The sequence below is a fragment of the Arthrobacter sp. R1-13 genome (assembly GCF_054161475.1).
Map to the genome: position 1 here is coordinate 890861 of NZ_CP096420.1, position 23287 is coordinate 914147.

Below are 23287 nucleotides of genomic sequence, written 5' to 3' on the forward strand. Positions count from 1 at the left end.
ACTCTGGAACGGGCTGGTCCCCGCGAAGGACTAGAGTTCCGGAAGGAGCACTGCGCCGTGTGGCTCGTTTCCAAGCTTGTCCCAGGGTGCTTTCAATCCGCAGCCCGGTAACCGCGAGTACGTGGGGTCCGGCTGTACAGAAACTACTTCGACGTAGAAGGACACTAAACCGTGGACCTGTTTGAATATCAGGCGCGCGATATGTTCGAGGCGCACGGTGTACCCGTGCTTGCTGGCATCGTGGCGCACACCCCTGAAGAAGCAAAGGCAGCTGCCGAGAAAATCGGTGGCGTAACTGTTGTTAAAGCACAGGTTAAGGCCGGTGGCCGCGGTAAGGCCGGCGGCGTCAAGGTTGCCAAGTCCGCCGATGAGGCGTTTGAGCACTCCACCAACATCCTGGGCATGGACATCAAGGGCCACACCGTCAACAAGGTGATGATCGCCCAGGGTGCTGACATAGCCGAGGAGTACTACTTCTCCGTCCTGCTGGACCGGGCCAACCGCAACTACCTGGCCATGTGCTCGGTTGAAGGCGGCATGGAAATTGAGCAGCTCGCCGTCGAACGTCCCGAGGCCCTCGCCAAGATCTCGATCGATCCCTCCGTCGGAATCGACCAGGCCAAGGCTGACGAAATCGTTGCTGCAGCAGGCTTCGCTGAGGAATTGCGCGGCAAAGTCGCCGCCGTCATCCTGAAGCTCTGGGATGTCTTCAAGAAGGAAGACGCCACCCTGGTGGAGGTCAACCCGCTGGTCAAGACCGGAGCGGGCGAGATCGTTGCCCTGGACGGCAAGGTGTCCCTGGACGAAAACGCCGGGTTCCGCCACGCAAAGCACGCCCTCCTTGAGGACAAGGAAGACACCGATCCTCTTGAGGCCAAGGCCAAAGAGCAGGACCTGAACTACGTCAAGCTGGACGGCGAAGTTGGCATCATCGGCAACGGTGCAGGCCTGGTGATGTCCACTCTGGACGTCGTAGCTTACGCCGGTGAAAACCACGGCAACGTCAAGCCCGCCAACTTCCTGGACATCGGCGGCGGAGCTTCCGCTGAGGTCATGGCTGCAGGCCTTGACGTCATCCTGGGCGACGAGCAGGTCAAGTCCGTGTTCGTGAACGTCTTCGGTGGTATCACAGCTTGTGACGCAGTTGCCAAGGGCATCGTTGGCGCACTCGCCGAACTGGGACACTCAGCCAACAAGCCGCTGGTGGTCCGTCTTGACGGCAACAACGTCGAGGAAGGCCGCCGCATCCTGGCCGAGGCCAACCACCCGCTGGTTACGCTGGCCGCCACCATGGACGAGGGCGCCGACAAGGCCGCCGAGCTCGCCTACGCAGCTAAGTAAGGGACTGACATGTCTATTTATCTGAACAAGGACTCTAAGGTCATCGTCCAGGGCATCACCGGTGGCGAAGGTACCAAGCACACCGCCCTGATGCTCAAGGCGGGCACCAACATCGTGGGTGGCGTCAACGCCCGTAAGGCCGGTACCACCGTGCTGCACGGCGAGAACGAAATCACCGTGTTCGGCACCGTCAAGGAAGCCATGGCCGAGACCGGCGCTGACGTTTCCATCGTCTTCGTCCCGCCGGCATTCACCAAGAACGCCGTCGTCGAAGCCATCGAGGCAGGCATTGGCCTGGTCGTCGTCATTACTGAAGGCGTTCCTGTGCAGGACTCCGCCGAGTTCTGGGCACTGGCACAGTCCAAGGTTGACGCCGAAGGCAACCAGGTCACGCGCATCATCGGCCCCAACTGCCCCGGCATCATCACTCCGGGTGAGGCCCTCGTGGGCATCACCCCGGCCAATATCACGGGTAAGGGCCCCATCGGCTTGGTGTCCAAGTCCGGCACCCTGACCTACCAGATGATGTACGAGCTCCGCGACCTCGGCTTCTCCACTGCCATCGGCATTGGCGGAGACCCGGTTATCGGGACCACCCACATCGATGCTCTGGCGGCTTTCGAAGCTGATCCGGAAACCAAGGCGATCGTCATGATCGGCGAAATCGGTGGCGACGCTGAAGAGCGCGCCGCGGACTTCATCAAGGCCAACGTCACCAAGCCGGTAGTCGGCTATGTCGCTGGCTTCACCGCTCCCGAAGGCAAGACCATGGGCCATGCAGGTGCCATCGTCTCCGGCTCTGCTGGAACCGCCCAGGCCAAGAAGGAAGCCCTCGAGGCGGCCGGCGTGAAGGTCGGCAAGACGCCGTCCGAGACCGCCAAGCTGCTGCGCGAGGTCTACGCAGCCCTCTAGGCACTGCAAACCAAGGGCCCACAGGCGCAAGGGACCCGCTGCGAGCTTGCGAGCACTGGTAGCGCCTGGGGACTCGACGGCGTCCGTCGCCTTCCATGGGAAGGTGACGGACGCCGTCGTACTTTAATTCGTGTTTCCTGGGCCCAACAGCTCTTCCAGCTGTTCATAGCCTGCGGCGATGCCCGCTTCCATTCCGTCTGAGAGGTACATTTCGCGGGCTTCCACGCTGGGGTACACGGAGCGGCCGGTGAGTTTGGAACGACCGCCCGGCAAATCCTCGAAGCTCGCGAACTCCAGCGTGACCACATCGGGGTATCCCTCATATTCGAAGGTCTGCAGCACGAACTCATTCTCGCGGACAGTGTGGAAGACACCCCGGAAGGCGTACTCGACGCCGTCATCACCGCTTTGGACGAAGCGGTAGGCTCCTCCGGACCGGCAGTCGAAGACGTCAATCCTGGTATTCAAGCCGCGCGGCCCGATCCACTGCCGGAACAGCTCTGGATCGGAATGTGCACGGAAGACGGCTGACGCCGGGAACTCAAACTCACGCTCGGTGTCCACGAAGGGCTCGTTTTCCGGGGCGACGAGCTTCAGTGAATTGCTCACATGCTCACCTGCCCTGATCGCCGTGAACGGCGCTGCCGAGGAGTTCATCGAGGCGCTCGTAACCCTCGGACATGCCGCCTTCCATGCCGGAGGCGGCCACGCCGTCACGCGCTTCCTGGCTGGGGTATACCGAGTGGCCCTTCAGCCGGCACCGGTTGCCGCCCAGGTCCTCAAAAGTGAGGAACTCGATGCTGACTACATCCGGATACCCGTCGAACTCGAAGGTCTGGATGGCGAACTCGTTCTCGCGCACTGTGTGGAAGATACCGCTGAAGGCGTAGCTCACGCCGTCGGGCCCGGTGTGGTGGTACCGGTAGCTGCCTCCACTTCGAAAATCGTAGTGGTCGATTTCAACGCTGGTGCCCCGCGGACCGAGCCATTGAGCGATCAGCTCAGGGCTCTTGTGGGCCCGGAAGACGTCGGCCACCGGGAAATCAAACTCGCGTTCGAAGTCGATAAAGGGCGCACCGTCCGGGACGGTGAGTTTCAGGGCGTTACTCATGATCAATCCTTTGCCTGGTTGCCGCTCGCGGCGGCATTGGAACGGAGCACGGCATCGAGGTTTCGGAACTGCCCTTCCCGGACCAGGCGGTACTGGTCAATCCATGCGGTAAGGGCCTCAAGCTGTGCGGGATTCAGGTGTACGGGGCGGCGCTGGGCATCACGGGTCCGGGTGACCAGTTGCGCCTGTTCGAGAACCTGGATGTGTTTGGAGATGGCCTGCTTGGTGATCTCAAACGGTTCGGCCAGCTCGTTGACTGTGGCAGGCCCCCGGCTGAGCCGGGAGATGATGCGGCGGCGCACTGGGTCAGCCAAGGCGAGGAATGCCGAGTTGAGGAGTGCGTCGTCGCCGTCCATTCCGGTTTCCCCACCTCCCTTCCATTCGCTCCTTTAGAAGCGTAATCAACCAACAGCTTTATCAACCTTTTGGTTGTTTAAGACTAATCAAAGAGCGGGGATACCGCAAGCTCCATTCGCCACTATTTGTGAAAAAACAAGTTGTAAATATGTCAGTACAAACCTTTGACAGGACATGAGACATAGGGCAAAGTAGAGCGTGTAGTTCCGCTTCGGACGGGGCTGAAATTGCCGGAACCCTGGCTGCTAGTGGTACAGAGTTGAAACCAGAAAGGTCCGCGATTACCGTGACCCACGAACTGCTCACGATCGGGCGAATCAGCGTAGACATCTACCCGAACGAAATTGGCGTTGACCTTGAGGACGTGACCTCCTTCGGAAAGTACCTCGGCGGCTCTCCCTCCAACGTTGCCGTTGCCGCGGCCCGCCACGGACGGCGCACTGCTGTGATCACCCGGACCGGAAACGATGCCTTCGGAAACTACCTCCACAGGGAACTCCGCAAGTTCAACGTTGATGATTCCTTTGTCCTCCCGGTTACGGAATGGCCGACGCCGGTAACCTTCTGTGCCATCAAGCCCCCGGATGACTTTCCCCTCTATTTTTACCGCTTTCCAACCGCGCCTGACCTGCAGATTAACGGTGATGAGCTGGACTTCGCCGCAATAAAGGAAGCCGGGATTTTCTGGTCCACGGTGACAGGCCTCTGCCAGGAGCCCAGCAGGGAAGCGCACCTCCAGGCTCACGGGGCCCGGCCCCGCACCGACCTGAAAGCGGGACAGCACACCATCCTTGACCTCGATTACCGTCCGATGTTCTGGCCCGATGAGGCTGCCGCCCGTGCAGAAATTGCAAAGGTGCTGCCGCACGTCACTGTCGCCATCGGCAATGACAAGGAATGCGCGGTTGCTGTGGGCGAGGGAACGCCGGACGAGCAGGCAGACCGCCTGCTGGCTGCGGGCGTCGAAATCGCCGTTGTGAAACTCGGACCGGAGGGTGTGATGGCCAAGACACGCACTGAACGTGTGGTGTCCGCACCCGTACCTGTTGTTACTGTCAACGGCCTGGGGGCGGGGGACTCCTTTGGCGGCGCCTTCTGCCACGGACTCCTTGCCGGCTGGCCCCTCCCGCAGATCCTGGACTACGCCAACGCGGCCGGAGCCATCGTGGCTTCCCGCCTCTCCTGCGCAGATGCCATGCCCACACCGGCCGAGGTGACCTCCCTGCTGTCGGAACGCGGCCGCCTCGTCCCTGCGGAGTACGCAGAGGGCAACTATGCCGCAGAAGGAGCATCGCTGTGACGGTCGCCGCCGGAAACGCTACCGGGACGGTCAACGACGATCCCCGCCGCTATGAGCACCTGAGCACCATCCGGCTTGAGGACCCTGATGCCATAGCGCGTGCCGCGAAAACGAGGCGCCGCCACCCGGGCCCCAAGTACGGCCAACAGAACTTCATTGTGGCCGCCGACCATCCCGCACGGGGAGCCTTGAGCGTTGGCGCTGATCCAATAGCCATGGCGGACCGCCGCCAACTCCTGGACCGCCTTCAGATAGCCCTGGCCAACCCGGACGTCGACGGGATCCTCGCCTCGCCGGACGTGATGGATGACCTGCTTCTGCTGGGTGCCCTTGACGGCAAACTCATGTTCGGTTCGATGAACAGAGGCGGCCTGGCGGGTCTCGTCAACGAGTTCGATGACCGCTTCACCGGCCACACCGCGGCGGCACTTGAGGCGCTGGGTGCAGACGGTGGCAAGATGCTTACCCGTATCTGCCTCAGTGATCCGGACACGGTATCGCTTCTCGAAGCAACAGCCCAGGCCATTGACTCACTCGCAGAGCGAAAGCTGATCGCCATGGTGGAGCCGTTCCTGTCCCTGCGCGAGAATGGCCGGGTGCGTAACGATCTCTCTACCGAAGCCGTTATCAAGTCGGTGGCCATCGCCGAGGGACTGGGATCCACCAGCGCCTATACCTGGATGAAGCTGCCCGTGGTGGCCGACATGGAACGGGTTATGGCCGCCACCACTATGCCGACGGTTCTTTTGGGTGGCGATCCTGACGGTAGCCAGGATGAGATCTTCGCCAGCTGGGAGGCTGCGTTGTCATTGCCAAACGTGCAGGGCCTTACGGTCGGGCGCACCTTGCTGTACCCGCAGGATGGGGACGTGGCCGGCGCCGTAGCCACTGCCGCTTCCCTCCTCCGGAACAGCCGCCTCAGCCATGCCAGCGTTGGCACACCAGCAGAAGTAACGGAGTAACTCATATGGCAACAGCTACACGCAGAATGACAGTGGCGCAGGCCGTCGTCGAATATCTCTCCAAGCAGTACACCGTTGATTCCATCGGGGGTGTTGACTACCGGGACCGGCTGATCCCTGGAACGTTCGGAATTTTTGGCCACGGCAATGTCGCCGGTGTGGGCCAGGCCCTCAAGCAGTACCAGCAGCAGGATCCCCGCATCATGCCGTATTACCAGGGCCGCAACGAACAGGCCCAGGTGCACCAGGCCGTGGGCTACGCCCGGCACACCCGCCGACGCCAGACGTTCGCTGTCAGCACTTCGATCGGTCCGGGCTCCTCGAACCTGCTCACTGGCGCTGCGCTTGCCACCGCCAACAGGCTTCCGGTGCTGCTGTTGCCCAGCGACACGTTCGCCACGCGCGCTGCTGACCCGGTGCTGCAGCAGCTTGAGCAGCCTTACGCCTACGACATCACTGTTAATGACGCGTTCCGGCCGTTGTCGAAATTCTTTGATCGCGTCTCCCGGCCGGAGCAGCTGTTTTCAGCGTTCCACCACGGGCTGCGGGTCCTTACCGACCCGGCCGAGACCGGCGCTGTCACCATTTCCCTTCCGCAGGACGTCCAGGCAGAGGCCTTGGACGTCCCGGAGGAGTTTCTCGCCGAGCATGAATGGCGAATCCGCCGCCCCGATGCCGACGACGACGATATCCGCCGCGCTGCAGAGGCAATCAAGGCTGCGAGGCGTCCGCTGATCATCGCTGGCGGCGGGGTGCTCTACGCCTACGGCAATGATGAACTGGCCAGGTTCGCCGAACTCACCGGAATCCCGGTAGGCAACACCCAGGCCGGCGTCGGCGTCCTGCCTTGGGACCACGCACTTTCATTAGGGGCCATAGGTTCCACGGGCACGACGGCGGCCAACGCAATTGCTGCGGAAGCAGACCTCATCATCGGGATCGGCACCCGCTACGAGGACTTCACCACCGCTTCGCGCACGGCGTTCCAGAACCCGGACGTGAAGTTCATCAACATCAACGTGGCACCCATCGATGCCTACAAGCACGGCACCTCGCTGCCGATCGTGGCTGATGCCCGCAAGGCTCTGGTCAAGCTGAACCGGGCCCTGGGCGGGTACCGCGTCGGTGCGGACCTGGAGCAGACCATTGCGACGGAAAAGCAGCGCTGGGACACCACCGTGGATGAAGTCTTCGACACACGCTTCACCCCGCTGCCGGCCCAAAACGAGATCATCGGCGCCACCAACCGGGCCATGGAAGCGCAGGATGTGGTGATCTGCGCAGCAGGTTCCCTCCCTGGGGACCTGCACAAGATGTGGCGTGTCCGCGACCCGTTCGGGTACCACGTCGAATACGCCTACTCCTGCATGGGCTATGAGATTCCCGGTGGCCTCGGGGTGAAGCGCGCGGCGCTGGCCGAAGCCGCTTCTGGCGGAGCTGTCCGGGACGTGGTCGTGATGGTGGGGGACGGCTCCTACCTGATGATGCACACCGAACTGGTCACCGCCGTCGCTGAACGGATCAAGCTGATTGTGGTCCTGATCCAGAACCACGGTTACGCCTCCATCGGGTCCCTGTCCGAATCCCTCGGTTCCCAGCGGTTCGGCACCCAGTACCGGGCGCTGGATGAGGAACAGCACAGCTTCGACGACGGTGACAGACTTCCGGTGGACCTGGCCCTGAATGCCGAAAGCCTTGGCGTAAAGGTGATCCGGATCGAGCCGGGGGAGAAGGTCATCGCCGAACTCGAACAGGCCATCCGCGACGCCAAGGCTGCGCCGGAAAAGGGCGGCCCCATCCTGATCCATGTGGAATCTGATCCGCTTTTGGACGCTCCCGCCTCTGAATCCTGGTGGGATGTTCCTGTCTCCCAGGTTTCCGAGCTGGAATCCACGCGGCAGGCCTTCAAGACCTACACCGACCACAAGACCCGTCAGCGCAAGCTGCTCGGCTGAATCCCCCTTCGAACTTTCCAGAACTCAAGGAAGAGCATCATGACCGCTATCACTGACCAGAGCACCACCACGATCAACCACTTCATCAACGGTGCTGAAACGCCGGGTAAGGGCGGCCACACCCAGCCCGTTTACAATCCTGCTACCGGGGCCGTCAGCGGGGAGTTGCGGTTGGCGAACCGTGCTGACTTGGACGCGGCGGTTGCTGCGGCGCGGGCTGCGGCTGATTCGTGGGGTGATATTTCGTTGGCGAAGCGTACGGGGGTGTTGTTCAGGTTCCGTGAGCTGGTGGCGTCCCATGTGGATGAGCTGGCGGCGTTGATCACTGCCGAGCACGGGAAGGTCCTTTCTGATGCGAAGGGCGAGATCGGGCGGGGCCTGGAGGTGGTGGAGTTCGCGTGCGGGATCCCTGAGTTGCTCAAGGGCGATTATTCGGACCAGGTCTCCACCGGCATTGATGTGTTTTCGTTCCGGGAGCCGTTGGGGGTGGTGGCGGGGATCACGCCGTTTAATTTCCCGGTGATGGTGCCGTTGTGGATGGCGCCGATGGCGATCGCGACCGGGAACGCGTTCATTTTGAAGCCTTCGGAGCGGGACCCGTCGGCGTCGATGCTGATCGCGAAGCTGTGGAAGGACGCCGGCCTGCCGGACGGGGTGTTCCAGGTCCTGCACGGGGGCAAGGAAACGGTCGACGGGTTGTTGACGCACCCGGACGTGGACGGAATCTCCTTCGTGGGGTCCACCCCCATTGCCCGGTACGTCCACGAAACCGCCACCAGGCACGGGAAGCGCGTGCAGGCCCTGGGCGGGGCGAAGAACCACGCGATCATCCTGCCCGACGCTGACCTGGATAACGCCGCCGACCATCTCGCCGCGGCCGCGTTCGGTTCCGCCGGGGAACGCTGCATGGCCATCTCCGTCGCGGTCGCCGTGGGGGACGCCGCTGAACTGCTGGTCAAAAAGGTTCAGGAGCGGGCCCTGGCCGTGAAGGTGGACAACGGGACGGTGCCCGGGGCGGAGATGGGCCCTGTGATCACGCCGGAGTCCCGGGACCGGATCGTGCGGATCGTCACCGAAGCCGAACAGGCGGGGGCTGCGATGGTGGTGGATGGCCGGGACCTGGTGGTTCCCGGGCATGAGGACGGGTTCTGGGTGGGCCCGACAGTGATCGACCACGTCAAGGCCGGGATGACCGCGTACACGGAGGAGATCTTCGGGCCGGTCCTCGTCGTTGTCCGCGTCAACAGCCTGGACGAAGGGATCGCCCTGATCAACGCGAACCCGTACGGGAACGGCACAGCGATCTTCACCTCCTCCGGAGCGAACGCCCGGAAGTTCCAGCGCTCCGTGGACGTGGGCATGATCGGCATCAACGTCCCGCTGCCCGTCCCGGTGGCGCACCACTCCTTCGGCGGGTGGAAAGCCTCACTGTTCGGGGACAAACACATCTACGGCCCCGAAGGCGTCTCCTTCTACACCCGCGGCAAGGTGGTCACCTCCCGCTGGCCAGAACCCACCCACGCCTCCGGCGCCTCCTACAACTTCCCCTCCAACTAACCCCCACCGCCACCCTCGCCACTAACCACCATCGATTGCTGAGCAGATGCCCTTCTGCACCTCCAAAAGGGCATCAACTCAGCAAGCGATGCAAAAGGAAAGAACATGACTGATAACAAGCTGATCATCGGCACCGCCCCGGACTCCTGGGGTGTCTGGTTCGCAGATGACCCCAAGCAGACTCCCTGGGAACGCTTCCTGGACGAAGTGGCGGAATCCGGCTACAAGTGGATTGAGCTGGGCCCGTACGGCTACCTGCCGACAGACCCCGCACGCCTCGCCGAGGAACTTAAGCAGCGGGACTTGAGAGTCACCGCAGGAACCGTGTTCACCGCCTTCCATCGAGGGCTGGACCAGTGGGAAACGGCTTGGGAGCCCGCACGCAAGGTTGCCGAGCTCACTGCGGCCATGGGTGGTGAGCACATCGTGGTGATTCCGGCGATGTGGCGCGATGACGTCACCGGGGAAGCGGTGGAAAGCGGAGAGCTGACCGACAAGAGCTGGAGTGATCTCTTCGAAGGCCACAACCGGCTGGGCAAGACGCTCCTGGAGGACTTCGGCCTGAAGCAGCAGTTCCACTCGCACGCCGATTCCCACGTCGGAGCGCAGGAGGATATCGAAACCCTCCTGGCATCCACCGACACCAAGTACCTCAACCTGTGCCTGGACACCGGCCACGCTGAGTACTGCGGCGCTTCGAGCCTGGAACTCATCAAGAATTACCCGGACCGCATCGGTTATCTGCACCTGAAGCAGATCAACCCGGACATCCTCAGAAAGGTGAACGAGGAGAACATGACCTGGGCGGCCGCCAACCTGGCAGGCGTAATGACGGAGCCACCCACTGGTCTGCCCGATCTCCGCGCAGTCATTGAGGCTGTCGAGGCACTGAACCGGCCGATCTTTGGCATCGTTGAACAGGACATGTATCCCGTGGCCTTTGATGTGCCCATGCCCATCGCCAAGCGCACGCGTAACTACCTGCTCTCCTGCGGCTCACGCACCGCAGTCAACTAGCAACTTTCACTCAAAGGAACGAACAAATGACTGAAACCCTTCGCGTTGCCGTCATCGGCGCCGGGCGCATGGGCGCGGACCACATCCAGCGTCTCAACAGCCGCATCAACGGCGCTGAAGTCGCCGCCGTCGTCGACGTTGACCTGGCACGCGCTCAGTCCACCGTGGCGGATATCCCGGGAGCTGTGGCGCTGACAAATGCCGAGGAGGCCCTCAATAATGGCGACGTCAACGCGGTCCTGATCGCAACCCCCGGCTTTCTGCACGAGGAGATCCTGCTCAAAGCGCTGGCCAAGGGTTTCCCCATCCTGTGCGAAAAGCCGTTGACGCCGGACGCCGCATCCGCATGGCGGGTGGTGCAGGCGGAGCAGGAACTGGGACACAAGCGCATCCAGGTCGGATTCATGCGGCGCTACGACGCCGAATACGCTGCCTTGGGCAGCGTGATCCGCAACCGCGATCTCGGCGAACTGCTGATGCTTCACCACCAGCACCGGAACCCGGACACCCCGCCGGGCTTCACGAACGAGATGCTCATCAACGACTCTGTGGTGCACGAGTTCGACGCCGTCCGTTTCTTTACGGGCGAGGAAATCACCAGTGTGCAGGTCCGTCTGGGCAAGGCCAGCAGGAACGCTCCGGCCGGCCAGCACGATCCGCAGCACGTTTTGATCGAAACCGAGTCCGGCGTCCTCGCCGATGTGGAAATCTTCGTCAACGCCCGGTTCGGCTATGAAGTCGCCACGCAAGCCACCTTCGAGGAGGGCGTAGTCAATATCGGCGGTGACCGGGGCCTGTACACGCGGACCGCCGGACGCTGGGGCGGTCAGGTGACCCCAGGCTTCGAGGAGCGCTTCGTGGCAGCGTACGACGTCGAAATCCAGTCCTGGGTGGACGCGGCGCGCCGTGGTGAACTCGGCGGTCCCTCCGCCTGGGACGGATACGCCACCGCCGCCTGCTGTGAAGCCGGCGTGGAAGCCCAGAAAAACGGCGAGAAGGTAGCGGTCAAGCTGAACGCAAAGCCGGCACTCTACAACTAGAACGTGAAGGAGCCACCGCTTTGAAAATCGCCCTTGATCCCACGCCTTTCCATCACAGCCACAGTCTGCTGGAATTCCCCGGATTGGTTGCCGACCTCGGCTATCAGTACATGCAGCTGACACCCCACGCCGATTTCATCCCGTTCTTCAACCATCCCAAGGCCGACGACGAGCTGGTAGGCCAGTTGCGGAAGGCGTGCAAGGACGCCGGGATTGAGATCGCCTCGGTCCTGCCGGTGCTGCGCTGGTCCGGACCCGATGAAGATGCCCGTGAAGCAGCAGTCCGCTACTGGAAGCGCGCCATCCAGATCACGGTGGACCTCGGCGTGGGGACCATCAACACTGAGTTCAGCGGACGGCCGGAGAAGGCTGAGGAGTCCGAGCGTGCTTTCTATCGTTCCATGGAGGAGCTCCTCCCGATCATCGAACGCGAAGGCATCGACCTGCTCATCGACCCGCATCCGGACGATTTTGTGGAGGAAGGACTCGCCGCCATCCGGGTGATCCGTGGGCTGAATTCCAAGAACGTGGGGATGGTGTACGTCGCTTCGCACAGCTTCCATATGAAGGACGCTCCGCTGGAGATCATGCGGGCCGCAGGGGACAAGCTGCGTCTGGTCCACGTCGCGGACACAATGGACCATCACGCCTCGCATGGGTTGCGCTACATCACGAACCCGCCGGGAAACCCTGTCCGGGTGCACCAGCACCTGAAAATCGGCGACGGCGACGTCAACTGGGACGAATTCTTCAGCGGCCTCAAGGAGATCGGCTTCCTGGACAGGGACAACACCGTGATGGTCTCCAGCGTCTTCGCCGAAGACGACGCAGCCGAGGAGGTTTCCCGCTACCAGCTGGAAACCATGAAGCAGTACGTGCAAAAAGTCAGCGCATAGCCCTTACACGCCCGCGTGCAGCTGCGGCAGCGTGTCAACCAGCGGCGCGAGTTCAGGAATCTCCCGGGCTTTACTTAGTGTCCTTTCGAGCGTTGCATCGTGGACCGGACGGACCGTCTCCAGCAGTTTGACGCCGTTTTCCGTTAGTTCTGTATAGATGCCGCGCCGGTCGTCGGCGCACAAAATCCTTGTCAGCAGGCCGCGGTCCTCGAGGCGGTTGACCAGCCTGGTGGTCGCGCTGGCGCTCAGGGCGGTGGCCCGCGCGAGCTGCTGCATTCGCATGTGCCAGCCATCCTGTCGGCTGAGTGCATCGAGTACGGTGTACTCCACAACGGACAACTTGGCTTGGGATTGGAGAGAGCGCTCCAGTTCGGCTTCGATAAGGCCGTGCAGCGCTGCCAGCGTGCGCCAGCCCTGCGCCCGAACCTCAACGGCGTCATCCTTGATGCCCATCAGCTTTTCCTCCCAGGCAGCGTGTGTAGGCACGCCTGCCAGATAATAGTTGCATACGCGTTATATCTTCTTGCGCGTGATATCTACTTGTGCAACAATAAATACCGCGCGTGCAACTACTAGCCTACGCGCCCCGCACTCTTCCGCGCACTTTCCCAGGAGCTACTATGCCCATTGGCCTGATCGCCCTCGCGCTTGGCGGGTTCGGTATCGGACTGACAGAGTTCGTCATCATGGGATTACTGCCGGAGGTGGCAGCCGACTTCACCGTCTCTGAAGCATCAGCCGGTTGGTTGATTTCCGGCTATGCCCTCGCGGTAGTAGTCGGCGCGCTCTTGCTGACTGCGGCAGTGACCCGCTTCGAACGCAAACCCGTGCTGGCTGCGCTTTTGGTGCTCTTTATCGCAGGCAACCTCATCTCTGCCGTTGCCCCGGACTACGGAATCATGCTGCTCGGGCGCATCATCGGAGCCCTGGCCCATGGTGCCTTCTTCGGCATTGGAGCTGTGGTGGCGGCAGATATGGTTGCCCCCACCAAAAAGGCCGGTGCCATCGCCATTATGTTCACTGGACTCACTGCCGCCAACGTGCTGGGCGTCCCCTTCGGAACGATGCTCGGCCAAGCGGCAGGCTGGCGTTCCACTTTCTGGGCCATCACCGTTATAGGAGTGCTTGCGCTGATGGGCATTCTGGCCCTGGTTCCTAAAACCAGCCACGCAGATGCGGCTCCCGGTGGCCTGCGCCGTGAATTGCTGGCCTTCCGCTCGAGCCAGGTCTGGCTGTCCATTGTGGTGACGGTGCTCGGCTACGGCGGAATGTTCGGTGCCTTCACGTATATCGCCTACACACTTACAGAGGTCTCCGCCTTCTCCGCTTCTGCTGTGCCGTGGCTCCTGATTGTCTTCGGCGTGGGCCTCTTCATCGGCAATACGGTGGGCGGCAAGGCTGCAGACCGAAACGTGGACCGCACTCTCCTTGTGGTGCTGTCCGTGTTGGTGGCGGTGCTTGTCATGTTCGCGTTGACTTCCGGCAACCAGATGCTGACAGTCGCATCCCTTGTCCTGATGGGCGGATTCGGATTCGCCACTGTCCCAGGCCTGCAAATGCGCGTGATGAAGTACGCGAAGGGTGCGCCCACACTGGCATCCGGCGCAAATATCGGCGCGTTCAACGTGGGCAACGCGCTTGGCGCGTGGCTGGGCGGGGTCGCTATAACTGCGGGCCTGGGCTATACCTCACCTATCTGGGCCGGGGCGGTGATGACCCTGCTGGGGCTTGCAGTGATGGCATTCGCAGCGGCGCGTGCCCGGACAAGCGCGGCGTTCGAAAGCGCGTCCACTCCATCCGCAGCGGTTCAGTCCAATGCCGAGCGGGAGTCACAGGATTCCGAAAAGAAGCACGTCGATGTCGAGCCTGCTGCCGTCCCCTGACAGGCGGTTCCTTGAAAGGGGTCAGCACCTGGAGCAGATCAGGCCGTTTAGCCTCCGAAAGGCAGCCGGGGATCCACGTCCTGGCCCTCCCAGGTCTGCCGGATCCAGCCGTGGTGGGGGTCATCGCTGATGAGCCAGTCCCGGACCCGGCCGGGACCCGCCATGACGTTGAGGTAGTACAGGTCATAGCCGGGGGCGGCCATGGCAGGCCCGTGCCAGCCATAGGGGACCAGGACGACGTCGCCGGTACGGACCTCCGCCGTCACGTTGATGGGGCGCTCATCTGAGGCATAGACCCGCTGGTAGCCGATAGCGTCGGCATTGCCGTACGCATAATCAGATCTGTGATCAGATCCGCGGCCGGAGCCGCCAGCGGCCACCTGCGTCTCGAAATAGTAGATCTCCTCGAGGCGCGTTTCGCCTTCTTTCTCCTCATCGTGCTTGTGGGGAGGGTAGGAGGACCAGTTGCCTGCGGGCGTAATGACCTCGCAGACGATGAATCGGTCCGCCTCCAATGCCGCCGGGGTGCCGAAATTATGGACCTGGCGCGAGCAGTTGCCCGCACCGCGGAGTTCGACCGGTATTTCGGCAGCGGTAATAAGCCTCGTCGGGTACTCGACCTTGGCGGGGGCAGTCGCAATTGCCACCCTCCCGCCGTCGGCCGTTGTGATGGTGACGGCGTTGCCGGTGCCGGAATACAGCACGTCGCTGGGTCCGCTGAACACGTCCGCCCGGCCGGTCAGCTCGTACTTACTGCCATTTACGGAAGCAGTGAAAGCACCGCTGAGCGGGATGACGATCCGCTCCTCCGCCGCTGCGGAAAGCTCGACGACGGCGCCGGCGGCCAGGGTGGCCACCTTCAGCCCCGTATGTTCCCATCCTTCAACAGCGAGGGATGAGTCCGAGGTTCCGAGCGAAACGTCCCACTCACCTTCAGCAGCGGTTCCCAGTGGGTACACCCATTCGGCCATAAGTAAACTCTCCGGTTCGTGTCAGTCCTCGCTCAGCGCTGGACGAGGGTCATTTCAAAACTGTAGGAATCTGCCCGGTAAACGTGATGACCCGTCTCAACATTGCGGCCGGTGTCATCCACGGCGGTGCGCTCCATGCTCACAAGTGCTGAGCCCACCTGTGTTTCGAGCAGGGGAGCCTGGTAATCGTTGGCCACGAGCGCCCCGATGCGTTGTGTTGCCAGCCGGAAATTAACGCCGGCGTTGCGGAGTATGGCGTACAAGCCCTGTTCCCGCAGGAGGGCCTCAGTGATGGTGGTGATATCGTCACGAACCCAGTTCTCCATCAGTGCAAGCGGCTTACCACCTACCTTCCGGAGCCTCGTGAAGTGGTAGACCTTCGCGCCCGCCGGTAAGTGCAGCGCTTCCCTGGTGGGAGCATCCGCCTCGTCATGGGCGAACATCAGGACATCTGTTGTTGGCTTGCTGCCATTGTTGGTGAGGTCGTCGTAGAGGCTGGAGAGTTCAAGGGGGCGGCGGACCTGGCTGGACACCACCTGCGTTCCCACTCCACGCTTACGGACCAGCAGGCCTGAGCGGACCAGTTCATCCATGGCCTTGCGCATGGTGGGCCGGGAAAGGTTCAGTTGGGCGGCAAGGTCGATTTCGTTTTCCAGCCGGCTTCCGGGCTCCAGCAGCCCGGAATGAATTGCTGACTCAATACCTTGGACCACCTGGTGGTAAAGCGGCACCGGGGATGAGCGGTCGATACTGAGGTTTAGCTGCTTCGCCATATGAGCGCTCCCTTTTGCTGCGGCGTACCTGCCTTCAGGAGGCCGCTCCTGTCAGGTTGCATGTTCGCTTGATAGGACATACTGCCTTTTCTGAATAATAGCAGGGAGCGCATCTGGCGGCGGTAATAACTGCAAGGGAAAGCGCTTTACTTCGTAAAAACATCCTAATGTCAGGACAAACTATTGACTTTGTTGCTGCCACTTACCAAGATCATCTACAGACGGCGAGCGGGCTGAGGCAACGGAGCTGACGACGAAGCCGATTTAAGGAGATCAAACGTGAAGAGATTTTCGTGGCGGAAGGCTGTCCTGGCGGCGGCCGTTGTTCCATTACTGGCCGTAAGCGCCTGCTCGAGCACGGGAGGCAAGCCCTCCGATTCAGGGAACGCCGGGGCAGCCGGCCAAGTGGCTTCCACGGACAGGATCAAGATTGCCTTGATCACCCACGCCGCGCCTGGAGATACGTTCTGGGACATCGTCCGGAAGGGTGCCGAGGAAGCAGCGGCAAAGGACAATGTGGAGCTCCTCTATACCTCGGATCCTGAGGGTGGCCGGCAGGCGCAGCTGATTGAGCAGGCCGTGGACCAGAAGGTTGACGGTATTGCGGTGACACTGGCCAAGCCCGATGCCCTGAAGGACGCCTTGAAGAAGGCCTCGGATGCAGGAGTTCCCATTGTCAGCCTCAACGCCGGTGAATCAGTCTCCGCACAGTTGGGTGCCTTCACTCACTTCGGCTCGAACGAGAGACTGGCCGGCGAAGCCGTTGGAACCAAGCTGAGCTCTCTCGGCCTGAAGCACCCGGTTTGTGTGATCCAGGAGCAGGGCCACGTAGGACTTGAGGCCCGTTGTGCCGGCGTGAAAGCCAAGGTCCCCGGTACTGAAATCCTGTACGTGACCGGAACCGACATGACCCAGGTTTCCTCCACCGTTACTGCCAAGCTCCAGGCCACAGCTGATGCCGACGTCGTTATTGGGCTGGGAGCTCCCTACACCCTGACCATCCTGAAGGCCATTTCCTCGGCGGGCAGCAAGGCCAAGGTTGCCTCGTTCGACCTGAACGCGGAACTTGCCAAGAAGATCGCCGACGGCGAGATCGAGTTCACTGTGGACCAGCAGCCGTGGCTCCAAGGGTACGGGGCCATCGATTCCCTCTGGCAGAACAAGCGCGGCGGATTCGAAATCGGTGGCGGACAGCCGGTGCTGACCGGACCGGCCATCATCGATAAGGCTGCAGCAACAGACGCCCTTAAGTTCGCCGAAGCAGGCATCCGCTAGATCAAGCTTTCCAGCCTGGCCCGGGAGCTCCCGGGCCAGGCACTAAGGAGAACCATCATGACTCAGACTTTGATCCGACCGCCTGCCGTCGATGAACGCGTGGCTGTCCGCAATCCTCTCCAGAATCTGCTGGGGCGACCCGAAGTGGGCGCGCTGGTTGGCGCCGTCGTACTGTTTGTCTTTTTTGCCCTCGTTTCCCAGACGTTCCTGCAGCCGAACGCCATCGCCACCGTCCTCTACGGCAGTTCCACCATCGGCATCATGGCCGTGGGCGTATCCCTGCTGATGATCGGCGGGGAGTTTGATCTCTCCACAGGTGTGGCGGTCATCAGCTCGGCTCTCACTGCCTCGATGTTCAGCTGGTACTTCTCCACGAACGTTTGGGTAGGCGTCATCCTGGCCCTGGTCGTATCCGTGGGTATCGGTTATGTAAACGGTTGGATCCTGATGAGGACCAAGCTCCCCAGCTTCATTGTCACCCTGGCCACGTTCCTGATGCTGACCGGACTGAATCTGGGCCTGACCCGCCTCATTGGAGGCTCAGTCTCGTCGCCGTCGATCTCCAACATGGACGGGTTCAAGTCCGCCCAGGCCATCTTCGCCTCCTCCGTCACGATCGGCAGCGTAGACGTCAAGATCACTGTGTTCATCTGGATTGCCCTTGTGGCCGTTGCCTCGTGGGTATTGCTGCGCACGAAGGTGGGCAACTGGATCTTCGCTGTGGGCGGCGACGCCAACGCAGCGCGCGCCGTGGGTGTACCCGTCAAGGGCACCAAGATCGGCCTCTTCATGGCCGTTGGCTTCTGTGGCTGGATCCTTGGCATGCACAACCTGTTCGCCTTCGACTCAGTGCAGTCCGGCGAGGGTGTGGGCAACGAGTTCCTCTACATCATTGCTGCGGTTATCGGCGGCTGCCTCCTGACCGGTGGTTACGGTTCAGCGGTGGGCGGCGCTATCGGTGCCTTCATCTTCGGGATGGCCAACAAGGGCATCGTGTACGCGCAGTGGAACCCGGACTGGTTCAAGTTCTTCCTCGGGCTCATGCTGCTGCTCGCCACCATCGTCAACCTGATCGTCAAGCGCCGCGCGGAACTTAAGTAGAGGGGTTTACATCATGAACGCCAAACAGATCGACCAGCAGCAACTGCTCAAGGACGAGAAGGACCCGCTGACCCACACCCCGGTGCACCTGCTGTCACTGGAGAACGTCGGGAAGCACTACGGCAACATCGTGGCCCTTCGTGATGTCACCATGGCTGTGGACAACGGCCGCGTCACCTGTGTGCTCGGGGACAACGGCGCGGGCAAGTCAACGCTTATCAAGATCATCGCGGGCCTCCACCAGCACGATGTAGGCGTACTCCACATCATGGGTGAGGAACGGAAATTCGATTCTCCCCGGGACGCCCTGGACGCCGGCATCGCCACGGTCTACCAGGACCTCGCCGTGGTTCCGCTCATGCCCATCTGGCGCAACTTTTTCCTCGGCTCGGAGCTGACCAGCGGTTTCGGTCCGTTCAAGAGCCTCGATGTTCAGAAGATGAAGGACATCACCAAGAAGGAACTCGCAGAGATGGGCATCGACCTCCGCGACGTGGAACAGCCCATCGGTCAGCTCTCCGGCGGTGAACGCCAGTGCGTCGCAATCGCCAGGGCGGTGTATTTCGGCGCGAAGGTCCTGATCCTGGACGAGCCCACCGCCGCGCTCGGCGTCAAGCAGTCCGGCGTGGTGCTGCGCTACATCCTGCAGGCAAGGGACCGGGGCCTGGGCGTCATCTTCATCACCCACAACCCGCACCACGCATTCCCCGTCGGCGACCGGTTCCTGCTGCTCAAACGCGGCAAGTCAATCGGCTACTACGACAAAAAGGACATCACGCTCGATGAACTGACGGCGCAAATGGCAGGCGGCGCCGAACTCGCCGAGCTTGCCCACGAACTGGAACAGCTCGGCGGCCACAGCGATGTGGTCAAGGAAGTCCAGGCCGAAGTCGCGGGAACGACGCGCTAGTCCAGCCCCTCACACACCGGTCTCACAGACCGAACCCGCACCAGAACCCCGGACAGACCCGCAGGAGCAGGATGAACAGCATTACTTTAGGACTCGTTGGGGTGGGACGCATTGGCGTGATGCATGCCAACAACATCGCTTCCCTGAACGAGGGATCCGACGGTCCTATGGCCGGAGTCGAGGTGCGGTTGAAGGTCACGGATGTCGCTGCCGAGCATGCCCGGTCCGTGGCGGCCGGACTGGGTGCCGGCTTCGTACCCACCGTCCAGGAGCTCCTTAATTCCCGCATTGACGGCCTGGTCATAGCCACCGGTACTGCCACGCACCCCGGCCTCATCCGGGCCGGGGTGGAGGCTGGAATACCTGTGTTCTGCGAGAAGCCCGTGGCCATGAACGTTTCGGACTCGCTGCCCGTGCTGGAGCACATCAGGCAAAATCGCGGAGTCGTCCAGATCGGACACCAGCGCCGCTTCGACGCCGGATACGTCGAAGCGAAACGTGCCTTCACGGCAGGGGAACTGGGCTGGATCCACTCCTTGCGGGCAGTCACGTGCGACATGAGACCGCCACCCGTGGAGTTCCTGGCCACTTCCGGCGGGCTTTTTAGGGACTGCTCAGTCCACGACTTCGATATTCTCCGCTGGCTGACGGGCAGGGAAATCGTCGAGGTGTATGCCAAGGGTTCGAACAATGGTGACCCCGCCATCGGCGCGGTGGGGGACGTGGACACGGCTCTCGCTTTGGTGACGTTCGACGACGGCACTGTAGGAACGGTGTCTGCCTCGCGCTACAACGGGGCCGGCCATGATGTGCGCTTGGAGATTCAAGGCTCCGCCCGATCAGTCATGGTGGGCCTGGATGACCAGGCAGCGCTGGCATCTGCGGAGCCGGGGATCACCTTCCCATCAGGAACACCGCACAAAACCTTCGCCGAGAGATTTCATCAGGCCTACCGCTCCGAGTTGGTGGCCTTTATGGAGGTCATCCTGGGCAAGCGGGAGAACCCCTGCACTCCTGAAGACGCCGTTGCTGCTTCACGCGTAGCCGATGCTGCCCAGGCCTCCCTTGAATCGGGGATCCCGGTTACTGTGGCGCAGGAAGTGGACCGCTAGAGGGTCTGGGCGCCGGGACCTCCCGGCAGGCTAGACGATATGAGGCAGGAGGGGCTCGCTGCCGAGGGGCGGTCCTTCTGAATGCCATTGTCGCCGGGGCGGATCCGGATCGCCAGGTTCGTGGGGGCGCTTGTAAAAGTGTAGTGGCGTTCCGGATCCTGGTCCCGGCGCTGATGGCCTCTGCCAGAAGGACCAGGAAGTGTGGCCCGAAGGGGCTGGAACCTCCTTTTCAAAGCAAGGCGTGGGTTGCCTGCCACACTTGGCGGACAGGTAGAGCCACATTTGAAAATTGGAGGTTCCAGCTATGTTCGAGCGTACAAGCGTTGGCTTGGATGTCCATGCCCGTACCGTTGTCGCATGCGCGTTGGACGGGCAGACCGGTGAAGTCATTCCGCACCGGATGACTCCGGACCATGGCGAGATTCTTGCCTGGATCGTATCCCTGCCTACCCCGGTGAGGGTGGTCTACGAGGCCGGCCCGACGGGTTTCGGTCTGGCCCGGTTCCTGCTCGCGGCGGGGATCGACACGGTGGTCGCGGCTCCGTCCAAACTCCAGCGCCCGTCCGGGGACCGAGTGAAGACCGATGCCAAGGACGCACTCCATCTGGCCCGGCTGCTGAAACTCGGCGAGATTACGTCGGTCAGGATCCCGTCAGCGGACCAAGAAGCGGCACGGGACCTCGTGCGCGCCCGGGAAGATGTCCGCGGGGATCTGATGCGGTCCCGGCACCGGATCTCCAAGCTCCTGCTTCGCCAGGGCATGGTGTATTCGGGCGGGCAGGCCTGGACCGGAACCCATCAGCTCTGGTTGGCCCGGCAGCATTTCGATGCCCCTGCCCGGCAACTGACCTACGAGTCTTCTCTTGAGGCGATGCACGAGATCTCGGACCGCCGCGACCGCCTCGATGAGGCGATCACTGCGATGGCGTACGGGAGCGAATACACATCCGTTGTCCGGGCGCTGCAGTGCCTGCGGGGAATCTCGACCCTGACTGCCTTCGGATTGGCTGTGGAGATCGGTGACTGGCATCGCTTTACCGGCGCCACGATCGGGGCTTACCTCGGGCTGGTCCCGACAGAGCATTCATCGGGAGCGTCCCGGTCTCTGGGCTCCATCACCAAAACCGGCAACACACACGCCCGCCGGCTGCTCGTCGAGGCAGCCTGGCACCACCGCAGACCATACGACAACCCGTCACGGCTGATGCGGTCCCGGTGGGAAGAAGCCAGTTCCGAAGCACGGATCCGCGGCCATGCCGGGAACCGGCGCCTGCACAACCGCTGGATCGGCTACCTCGAACGCCGTAAGCGTCCGGTCATCGCCAACGTCGCCGTCGCCCGCGAGCTCGCCGGCTGGTGCTGGTCCCTGGCCACCGGCGCACATCAGGCCGAAGTCGGCCCCCGCTCGACAGCTTCCGGCCCCTGATCCAGGGGGCAAGGAAAAACCCGGGAAGTGAAAGTCGTGAGTGGTCCTTGCAGCGCGTGGAGTAAACCCGCGATACACCTATGGGCAACCGGAATGGCCACGCCCGTCATTGCTAGACCAGCGGTAACCTCCAGCCGAACACTTCGTCCTGCGGTAACCAACCCGCGCATATCAGTCTGACCGCGCCGTCGCCAACGACACGCTGACCACACACCAACGCCCATCCCGGCCACAAAGGGAAGCGGTCCCAGGCAACTCAACCCCGGGACCGCTTCCCCATGCCTATTGACAACGCAGGACTACATATCAGGTGTATTGACCGGAGAGGTTAGTGACGCGGCTGGCCGGTGTCTGACCTTTGAGGGCAGTGTGGGCTCGGTGGTGATTGTAGGCATGGAGCCAGTCCGGGAATCCGGCAACACGCTCAGTTTCTGATCGGTAGGGGCGGGCGTAGGCCCATTCCTCGAGCATGGTGCGGTTGAACCGTTCGACTTTACCGTTGGTTTGGGGCCGGTAGGGGCGCGTGCGTTTGTGCTTGACATCCGGGCCCAAGGCCTCGGCGAAGAGGCGGGACCGGTAGCAGTTTCCGTTATCGGTCAGAACCCGTTGGACCGTGATGCCACGGGACTGGAACCACGCGTTGGCTCGCTGCCAGAACGCTGCTGCAGTTTCCTTTGTCTCGTCGGTGAGGATTTCGGTGTAGGCCAGGCGAGAATGGTCATCGACGGCGTTGTGGAGGTAGTGGTAGCCGGGCCTTCGGTTGGACGGGGTCCTGGTCCTGTTCTGTATTCCGGTGGCCCTGCCGAGGGCCCTGTGCCCGCCGCCGTCGGGGATCCTGCCGAGTTTCTTGATGTCAACGTGGACCAGGTCTCCGGGGTGGGCGTGTTCGTAGCGGCGGATCACTCGTCCTGTGCCTCGGTCCAGCCAGGTCAGCTTCGCCAGCCGGTAGCGGGAGAGGACGCGGTGCACGGTGGAGGGGTGGATGCCCAGCAGATACCCGATTCTTGCCGGACCCCACCGGCGGTTCACGCGCACGGCAATGATCCGCCGCTCCGTACGCCTTGCGGTCCGTTGCGGCGAGGAGTGCGGCCGGCTGGAACGGTCGGTCATCGCGGCCGGACCGTGCTCGCGGTAACGCTGTGCCCAGCGCGCAACCGTGGGTACCGAGACCTGAAACCGCTCAGCTGCGCGGCGCAGGCTCCAGCCCTGCTTAACAACACATTGCGCGAGGTGCAGCCTGCCACGTGGGGTGAGGAAAGCGTTAGGGTGGGACATGAAGACCTCCGTGCGTGGAATTGGACTCTAGGCAAGCCCCACTCCACCCGGAGGTCTTCTTCATGTCACCAAACCACGCCGAGCGTCACTAATGTCCGTGGTCAATACAGCTA

Annotated in this window: 22 protein-coding genes; 15 read left to right on the forward strand and 7 right to left on the reverse strand. The window is 62.3% G+C overall.

Annotated features, from left to right (window positions below; all coding sequences use genetic code 11):
* Positions 1–171 precede the first annotated feature (171 nt).
* Positions 172–1341: an ADP-forming succinate--CoA ligase subunit beta gene (gene sucC / locus M1D88_RS04320; protein WP_458113348.1), complete on the forward strand. Its 1170-nt coding sequence runs from the start codon at positions 172–174 to the stop codon at positions 1339–1341.
* 9 nt (positions 1342–1350) lie between these two features.
* Positions 1351–2253, forward strand: a complete 903-nt coding sequence (gene sucD / locus M1D88_RS04325) for a succinate--CoA ligase subunit alpha (protein WP_247048407.1) — start codon at positions 1351–1353, stop codon at positions 2251–2253.
* A gap of 123 nt (positions 2254–2376) precedes the next feature.
* Here the strand turns inward: sucD and M1D88_RS04330 are convergent, their stop codons facing one another.
* Genes M1D88_RS04330 through M1D88_RS04340 form a run of 3 tightly spaced genes read right to left on the reverse strand, consistent with a single transcriptional unit; the run spans position 2377 to position 3720 of the window.
* Positions 2377–2862 carry an SRPBCC family protein gene (locus M1D88_RS04330; protein WP_458113349.1) on the reverse strand — a complete coding sequence of 162 codons (486 nt, stop codon included), beginning with the start codon at positions 2860–2862 and terminating at the stop codon, positions 2377–2379.
* A gap of 4 nt (positions 2863–2866) precedes the next feature.
* Positions 2867–3364, reverse strand: coding sequence for an SRPBCC family protein (locus M1D88_RS04335; protein WP_458113350.1), 498 nt, complete (start codon positions 3362–3364; stop codon positions 2867–2869).
* A gap of 2 nt (positions 3365–3366) precedes the next feature.
* On the reverse strand, positions 3367–3720 hold the full coding sequence (locus M1D88_RS04340) for an ArsR/SmtB family transcription factor (protein WP_458113351.1): 354 nt from the start codon (positions 3718–3720) through the stop codon (positions 3367–3369).
* A gap of 287 nt (positions 3721–4007) precedes the next feature.
* On the opposite strand from M1D88_RS04340, the gene iolC reads away from it, so the two are divergent.
* The 7 genes from iolC (at position 4008) to M1D88_RS04375 (ending at position 12448) form a co-directional block, all read left to right on the forward strand.
* Positions 4008–5021: a 5-dehydro-2-deoxygluconokinase gene (iolC, locus tag M1D88_RS04345; RefSeq protein ID WP_458113352.1), complete on the forward strand. Its 1014-nt coding sequence runs from the start codon at positions 4008–4010 to the stop codon at positions 5019–5021.
* Positions 5018–5983, forward strand: coding sequence for a Cgl0159 family (beta/alpha)8-fold protein (locus M1D88_RS04350; RefSeq protein WP_458113353.1), 966 nt, complete (start codon positions 5018–5020; stop codon positions 5981–5983). Before iolC ends, M1D88_RS04350 begins: the two co-directional genes overlap by 4 nt.
* A gap of 5 nt (positions 5984–5988) precedes the next feature.
* Complete coding sequence (gene iolD, locus M1D88_RS04355; RefSeq protein WP_458113354.1) at positions 5989–7938, forward strand: 3D-(3,5/4)-trihydroxycyclohexane-1,2-dione acylhydrolase (decyclizing); 1950 nt, start codon at positions 5989–5991, stop codon at positions 7936–7938.
* 39 nt (positions 7939–7977) lie between these two features.
* Positions 7978–9495, forward strand: coding sequence for a CoA-acylating methylmalonate-semialdehyde dehydrogenase (locus M1D88_RS04360; RefSeq protein WP_458113355.1), 1518 nt, complete (start codon positions 7978–7980; stop codon positions 9493–9495).
* A 105-nt stretch (positions 9496–9600) separates the two neighbouring features.
* Positions 9601–10512: a sugar phosphate isomerase/epimerase family protein gene (locus M1D88_RS04365; RefSeq protein ID WP_458113356.1), complete on the forward strand. Its 912-nt coding sequence runs from the start codon at positions 9601–9603 to the stop codon at positions 10510–10512.
* Between the two features lie 26 nt (positions 10513–10538).
* Positions 10539–11552, forward strand: coding sequence for a Gfo/Idh/MocA family protein (locus M1D88_RS04370; protein ID WP_458113357.1), 1014 nt, complete (start codon positions 10539–10541; stop codon positions 11550–11552).
* 20 nt (positions 11553–11572) lie between these two features.
* Positions 11573–12448 carry a sugar phosphate isomerase/epimerase family protein gene (locus tag M1D88_RS04375; protein WP_458113358.1) on the forward strand — a complete coding sequence of 292 codons (876 nt, stop codon included), beginning with the start codon at positions 11573–11575 and terminating at the stop codon, positions 12446–12448.
* Positions 12449–12451: 3 nt separating this feature from the next.
* Here M1D88_RS04375 and M1D88_RS04380 read toward each other — a convergent pair whose 3' ends face one another.
* Positions 12452–12901: a MarR family winged helix-turn-helix transcriptional regulator gene (locus M1D88_RS04380; RefSeq protein ID WP_458114425.1), complete on the reverse strand. Its 450-nt coding sequence runs from the start codon at positions 12899–12901 to the stop codon at positions 12452–12454.
* A 167-nt stretch (positions 12902–13068) separates the two neighbouring features.
* Here M1D88_RS04380 and M1D88_RS04385 point away from each other — a divergent pair, with 167 nt between their 5' ends.
* A complete protein-coding gene (locus M1D88_RS04385) occupies positions 13069–14331 on the forward strand; it encodes an MFS transporter (RefSeq protein ID WP_458113359.1) in 1263 nt (420 codons plus the stop codon).
* A gap of 47 nt (positions 14332–14378) precedes the next feature.
* On the opposite strand, the gene iolB is transcribed toward M1D88_RS04385, so the two are convergent.
* Together iolB and M1D88_RS04395 are read right to left on the reverse strand one after the other, a co-directional pair.
* On the reverse strand, positions 14379–15302 hold the full coding sequence (gene iolB / locus M1D88_RS04390; RefSeq protein ID WP_458113360.1) for a 5-deoxy-glucuronate isomerase: 924 nt from the start codon (positions 15300–15302) through the stop codon (positions 14379–14381).
* Between the two features lie 32 nt (positions 15303–15334).
* Positions 15335–16075, reverse strand: coding sequence for a GntR family transcriptional regulator (locus M1D88_RS04395; protein WP_458113361.1), 741 nt, complete (start codon positions 16073–16075; stop codon positions 15335–15337).
* A 279-nt stretch (positions 16076–16354) separates the two neighbouring features.
* Here M1D88_RS04395 and M1D88_RS04400 point away from each other — a divergent pair, with 279 nt between their 5' ends.
* The 5 genes from M1D88_RS04400 (at position 16355) to M1D88_RS04420 (ending at position 21899) form a co-directional block, all read left to right on the forward strand.
* Positions 16355–17350 (forward strand): substrate-binding domain-containing protein, encoded by a 996-nt coding sequence (locus M1D88_RS04400; protein WP_458113362.1) that lies wholly within the window; start codon positions 16355–16357, stop codon positions 17348–17350.
* A 57-nt stretch (positions 17351–17407) separates the two neighbouring features.
* Complete coding sequence (locus M1D88_RS04405) at positions 17408–18451, forward strand: ABC transporter permease (protein ID WP_309106640.1); 1044 nt, start codon at positions 17408–17410, stop codon at positions 18449–18451.
* Positions 18452–18464: 13 nt separating this feature from the next.
* Positions 18465–19361, forward strand: a complete 897-nt coding sequence (locus tag M1D88_RS04410; protein ID WP_458113363.1) for an ATP-binding cassette domain-containing protein — start codon at positions 18465–18467, stop codon at positions 19359–19361.
* Positions 19362–19432: 71 nt separating this feature from the next.
* Positions 19433–20473 carry a Gfo/Idh/MocA family oxidoreductase gene (locus tag M1D88_RS04415; RefSeq protein WP_458113364.1) on the forward strand — a complete coding sequence of 347 codons (1041 nt, stop codon included), beginning with the start codon at positions 19433–19435 and terminating at the stop codon, positions 20471–20473.
* 304 nt (positions 20474–20777) lie between these two features.
* Complete coding sequence (locus M1D88_RS04420) at positions 20778–21899, forward strand: IS110 family RNA-guided transposase (protein WP_458113365.1); 1122 nt, start codon at positions 20778–20780, stop codon at positions 21897–21899.
* Positions 21900–22205: 306 nt separating this feature from the next.
* Here M1D88_RS04420 and M1D88_RS04425 read toward each other — a convergent pair whose 3' ends face one another.
* Positions 22206–23174, reverse strand: coding sequence for an IS481 family transposase (locus M1D88_RS04425; RefSeq protein ID WP_458113366.1), 969 nt, complete (start codon positions 23172–23174; stop codon positions 22206–22208).
* Positions 23175–23287 lie beyond the last annotated feature (113 nt).

Coding starts and splice junctions, on each gene's coding strand:
- sucD (WP_247048407.1), top strand. CDS start 1,351: ATGTCTATTTATCTGAACAAGGACTCTAAGGTCATCGTCCAGGGCATC.
- M1D88_RS04335 (WP_458113350.1), bottom strand. CDS start 3,364: ATGAGTAACGCCCTGAAACTCACCGTCCCGGACGGTGCGCCCTTTATC.
- M1D88_RS04340 (WP_458113351.1), bottom strand. CDS start 3,720: ATGGACGGCGACGACGCACTCCTCAACTCGGCATTCCTCGCCTTGGCT.
- iolD (WP_458113354.1), top strand. CDS start 5,989: ATGGCAACAGCTACACGCAGAATGACAGTGGCGCAGGCCGTCGTCGAA.
- M1D88_RS04360 (WP_458113355.1), top strand. CDS start 7,978: ATGACCGCTATCACTGACCAGAGCACCACCACGATCAACCACTTCATC.
- M1D88_RS04365 (WP_458113356.1), top strand. CDS start 9,601: ATGACTGATAACAAGCTGATCATCGGCACCGCCCCGGACTCCTGGGGT.
- M1D88_RS04370 (WP_458113357.1), top strand. CDS start 10,539: ATGACTGAAACCCTTCGCGTTGCCGTCATCGGCGCCGGGCGCATGGGC.
- M1D88_RS04380 (WP_458114425.1), bottom strand. CDS start 12,901: ATGGGCATCAAGGATGACGCCGTTGAGGTTCGGGCGCAGGGCTGGCGC.
- M1D88_RS04385 (WP_458113359.1), top strand. CDS start 13,069: ATGCCCATTGGCCTGATCGCCCTCGCGCTTGGCGGGTTCGGTATCGGA.
- iolB (WP_458113360.1), bottom strand. CDS start 15,302: ATGGCCGAATGGGTGTACCCACTGGGAACCGCTGCTGAAGGTGAGTGG.
- M1D88_RS04395 (WP_458113361.1), bottom strand. CDS start 16,075: ATGGCGAAGCAGCTAAACCTCAGTATCGACCGCTCATCCCCGGTGCCG.
- M1D88_RS04405 (WP_309106640.1), top strand. CDS start 17,408: ATGACTCAGACTTTGATCCGACCGCCTGCCGTCGATGAACGCGTGGCT.
- M1D88_RS04410 (WP_458113363.1), top strand. CDS start 18,465: ATGAACGCCAAACAGATCGACCAGCAGCAACTGCTCAAGGACGAGAAG.
- M1D88_RS04415 (WP_458113364.1), top strand. CDS start 19,433: ATGAACAGCATTACTTTAGGACTCGTTGGGGTGGGACGCATTGGCGTG.
- M1D88_RS04420 (WP_458113365.1), top strand. CDS start 20,778: ATGTTCGAGCGTACAAGCGTTGGCTTGGATGTCCATGCCCGTACCGTT.
- M1D88_RS04425 (WP_458113366.1), bottom strand. CDS start 23,174: ATGTCCCACCCTAACGCTTTCCTCACCCCACGTGGCAGGCTGCACCTC.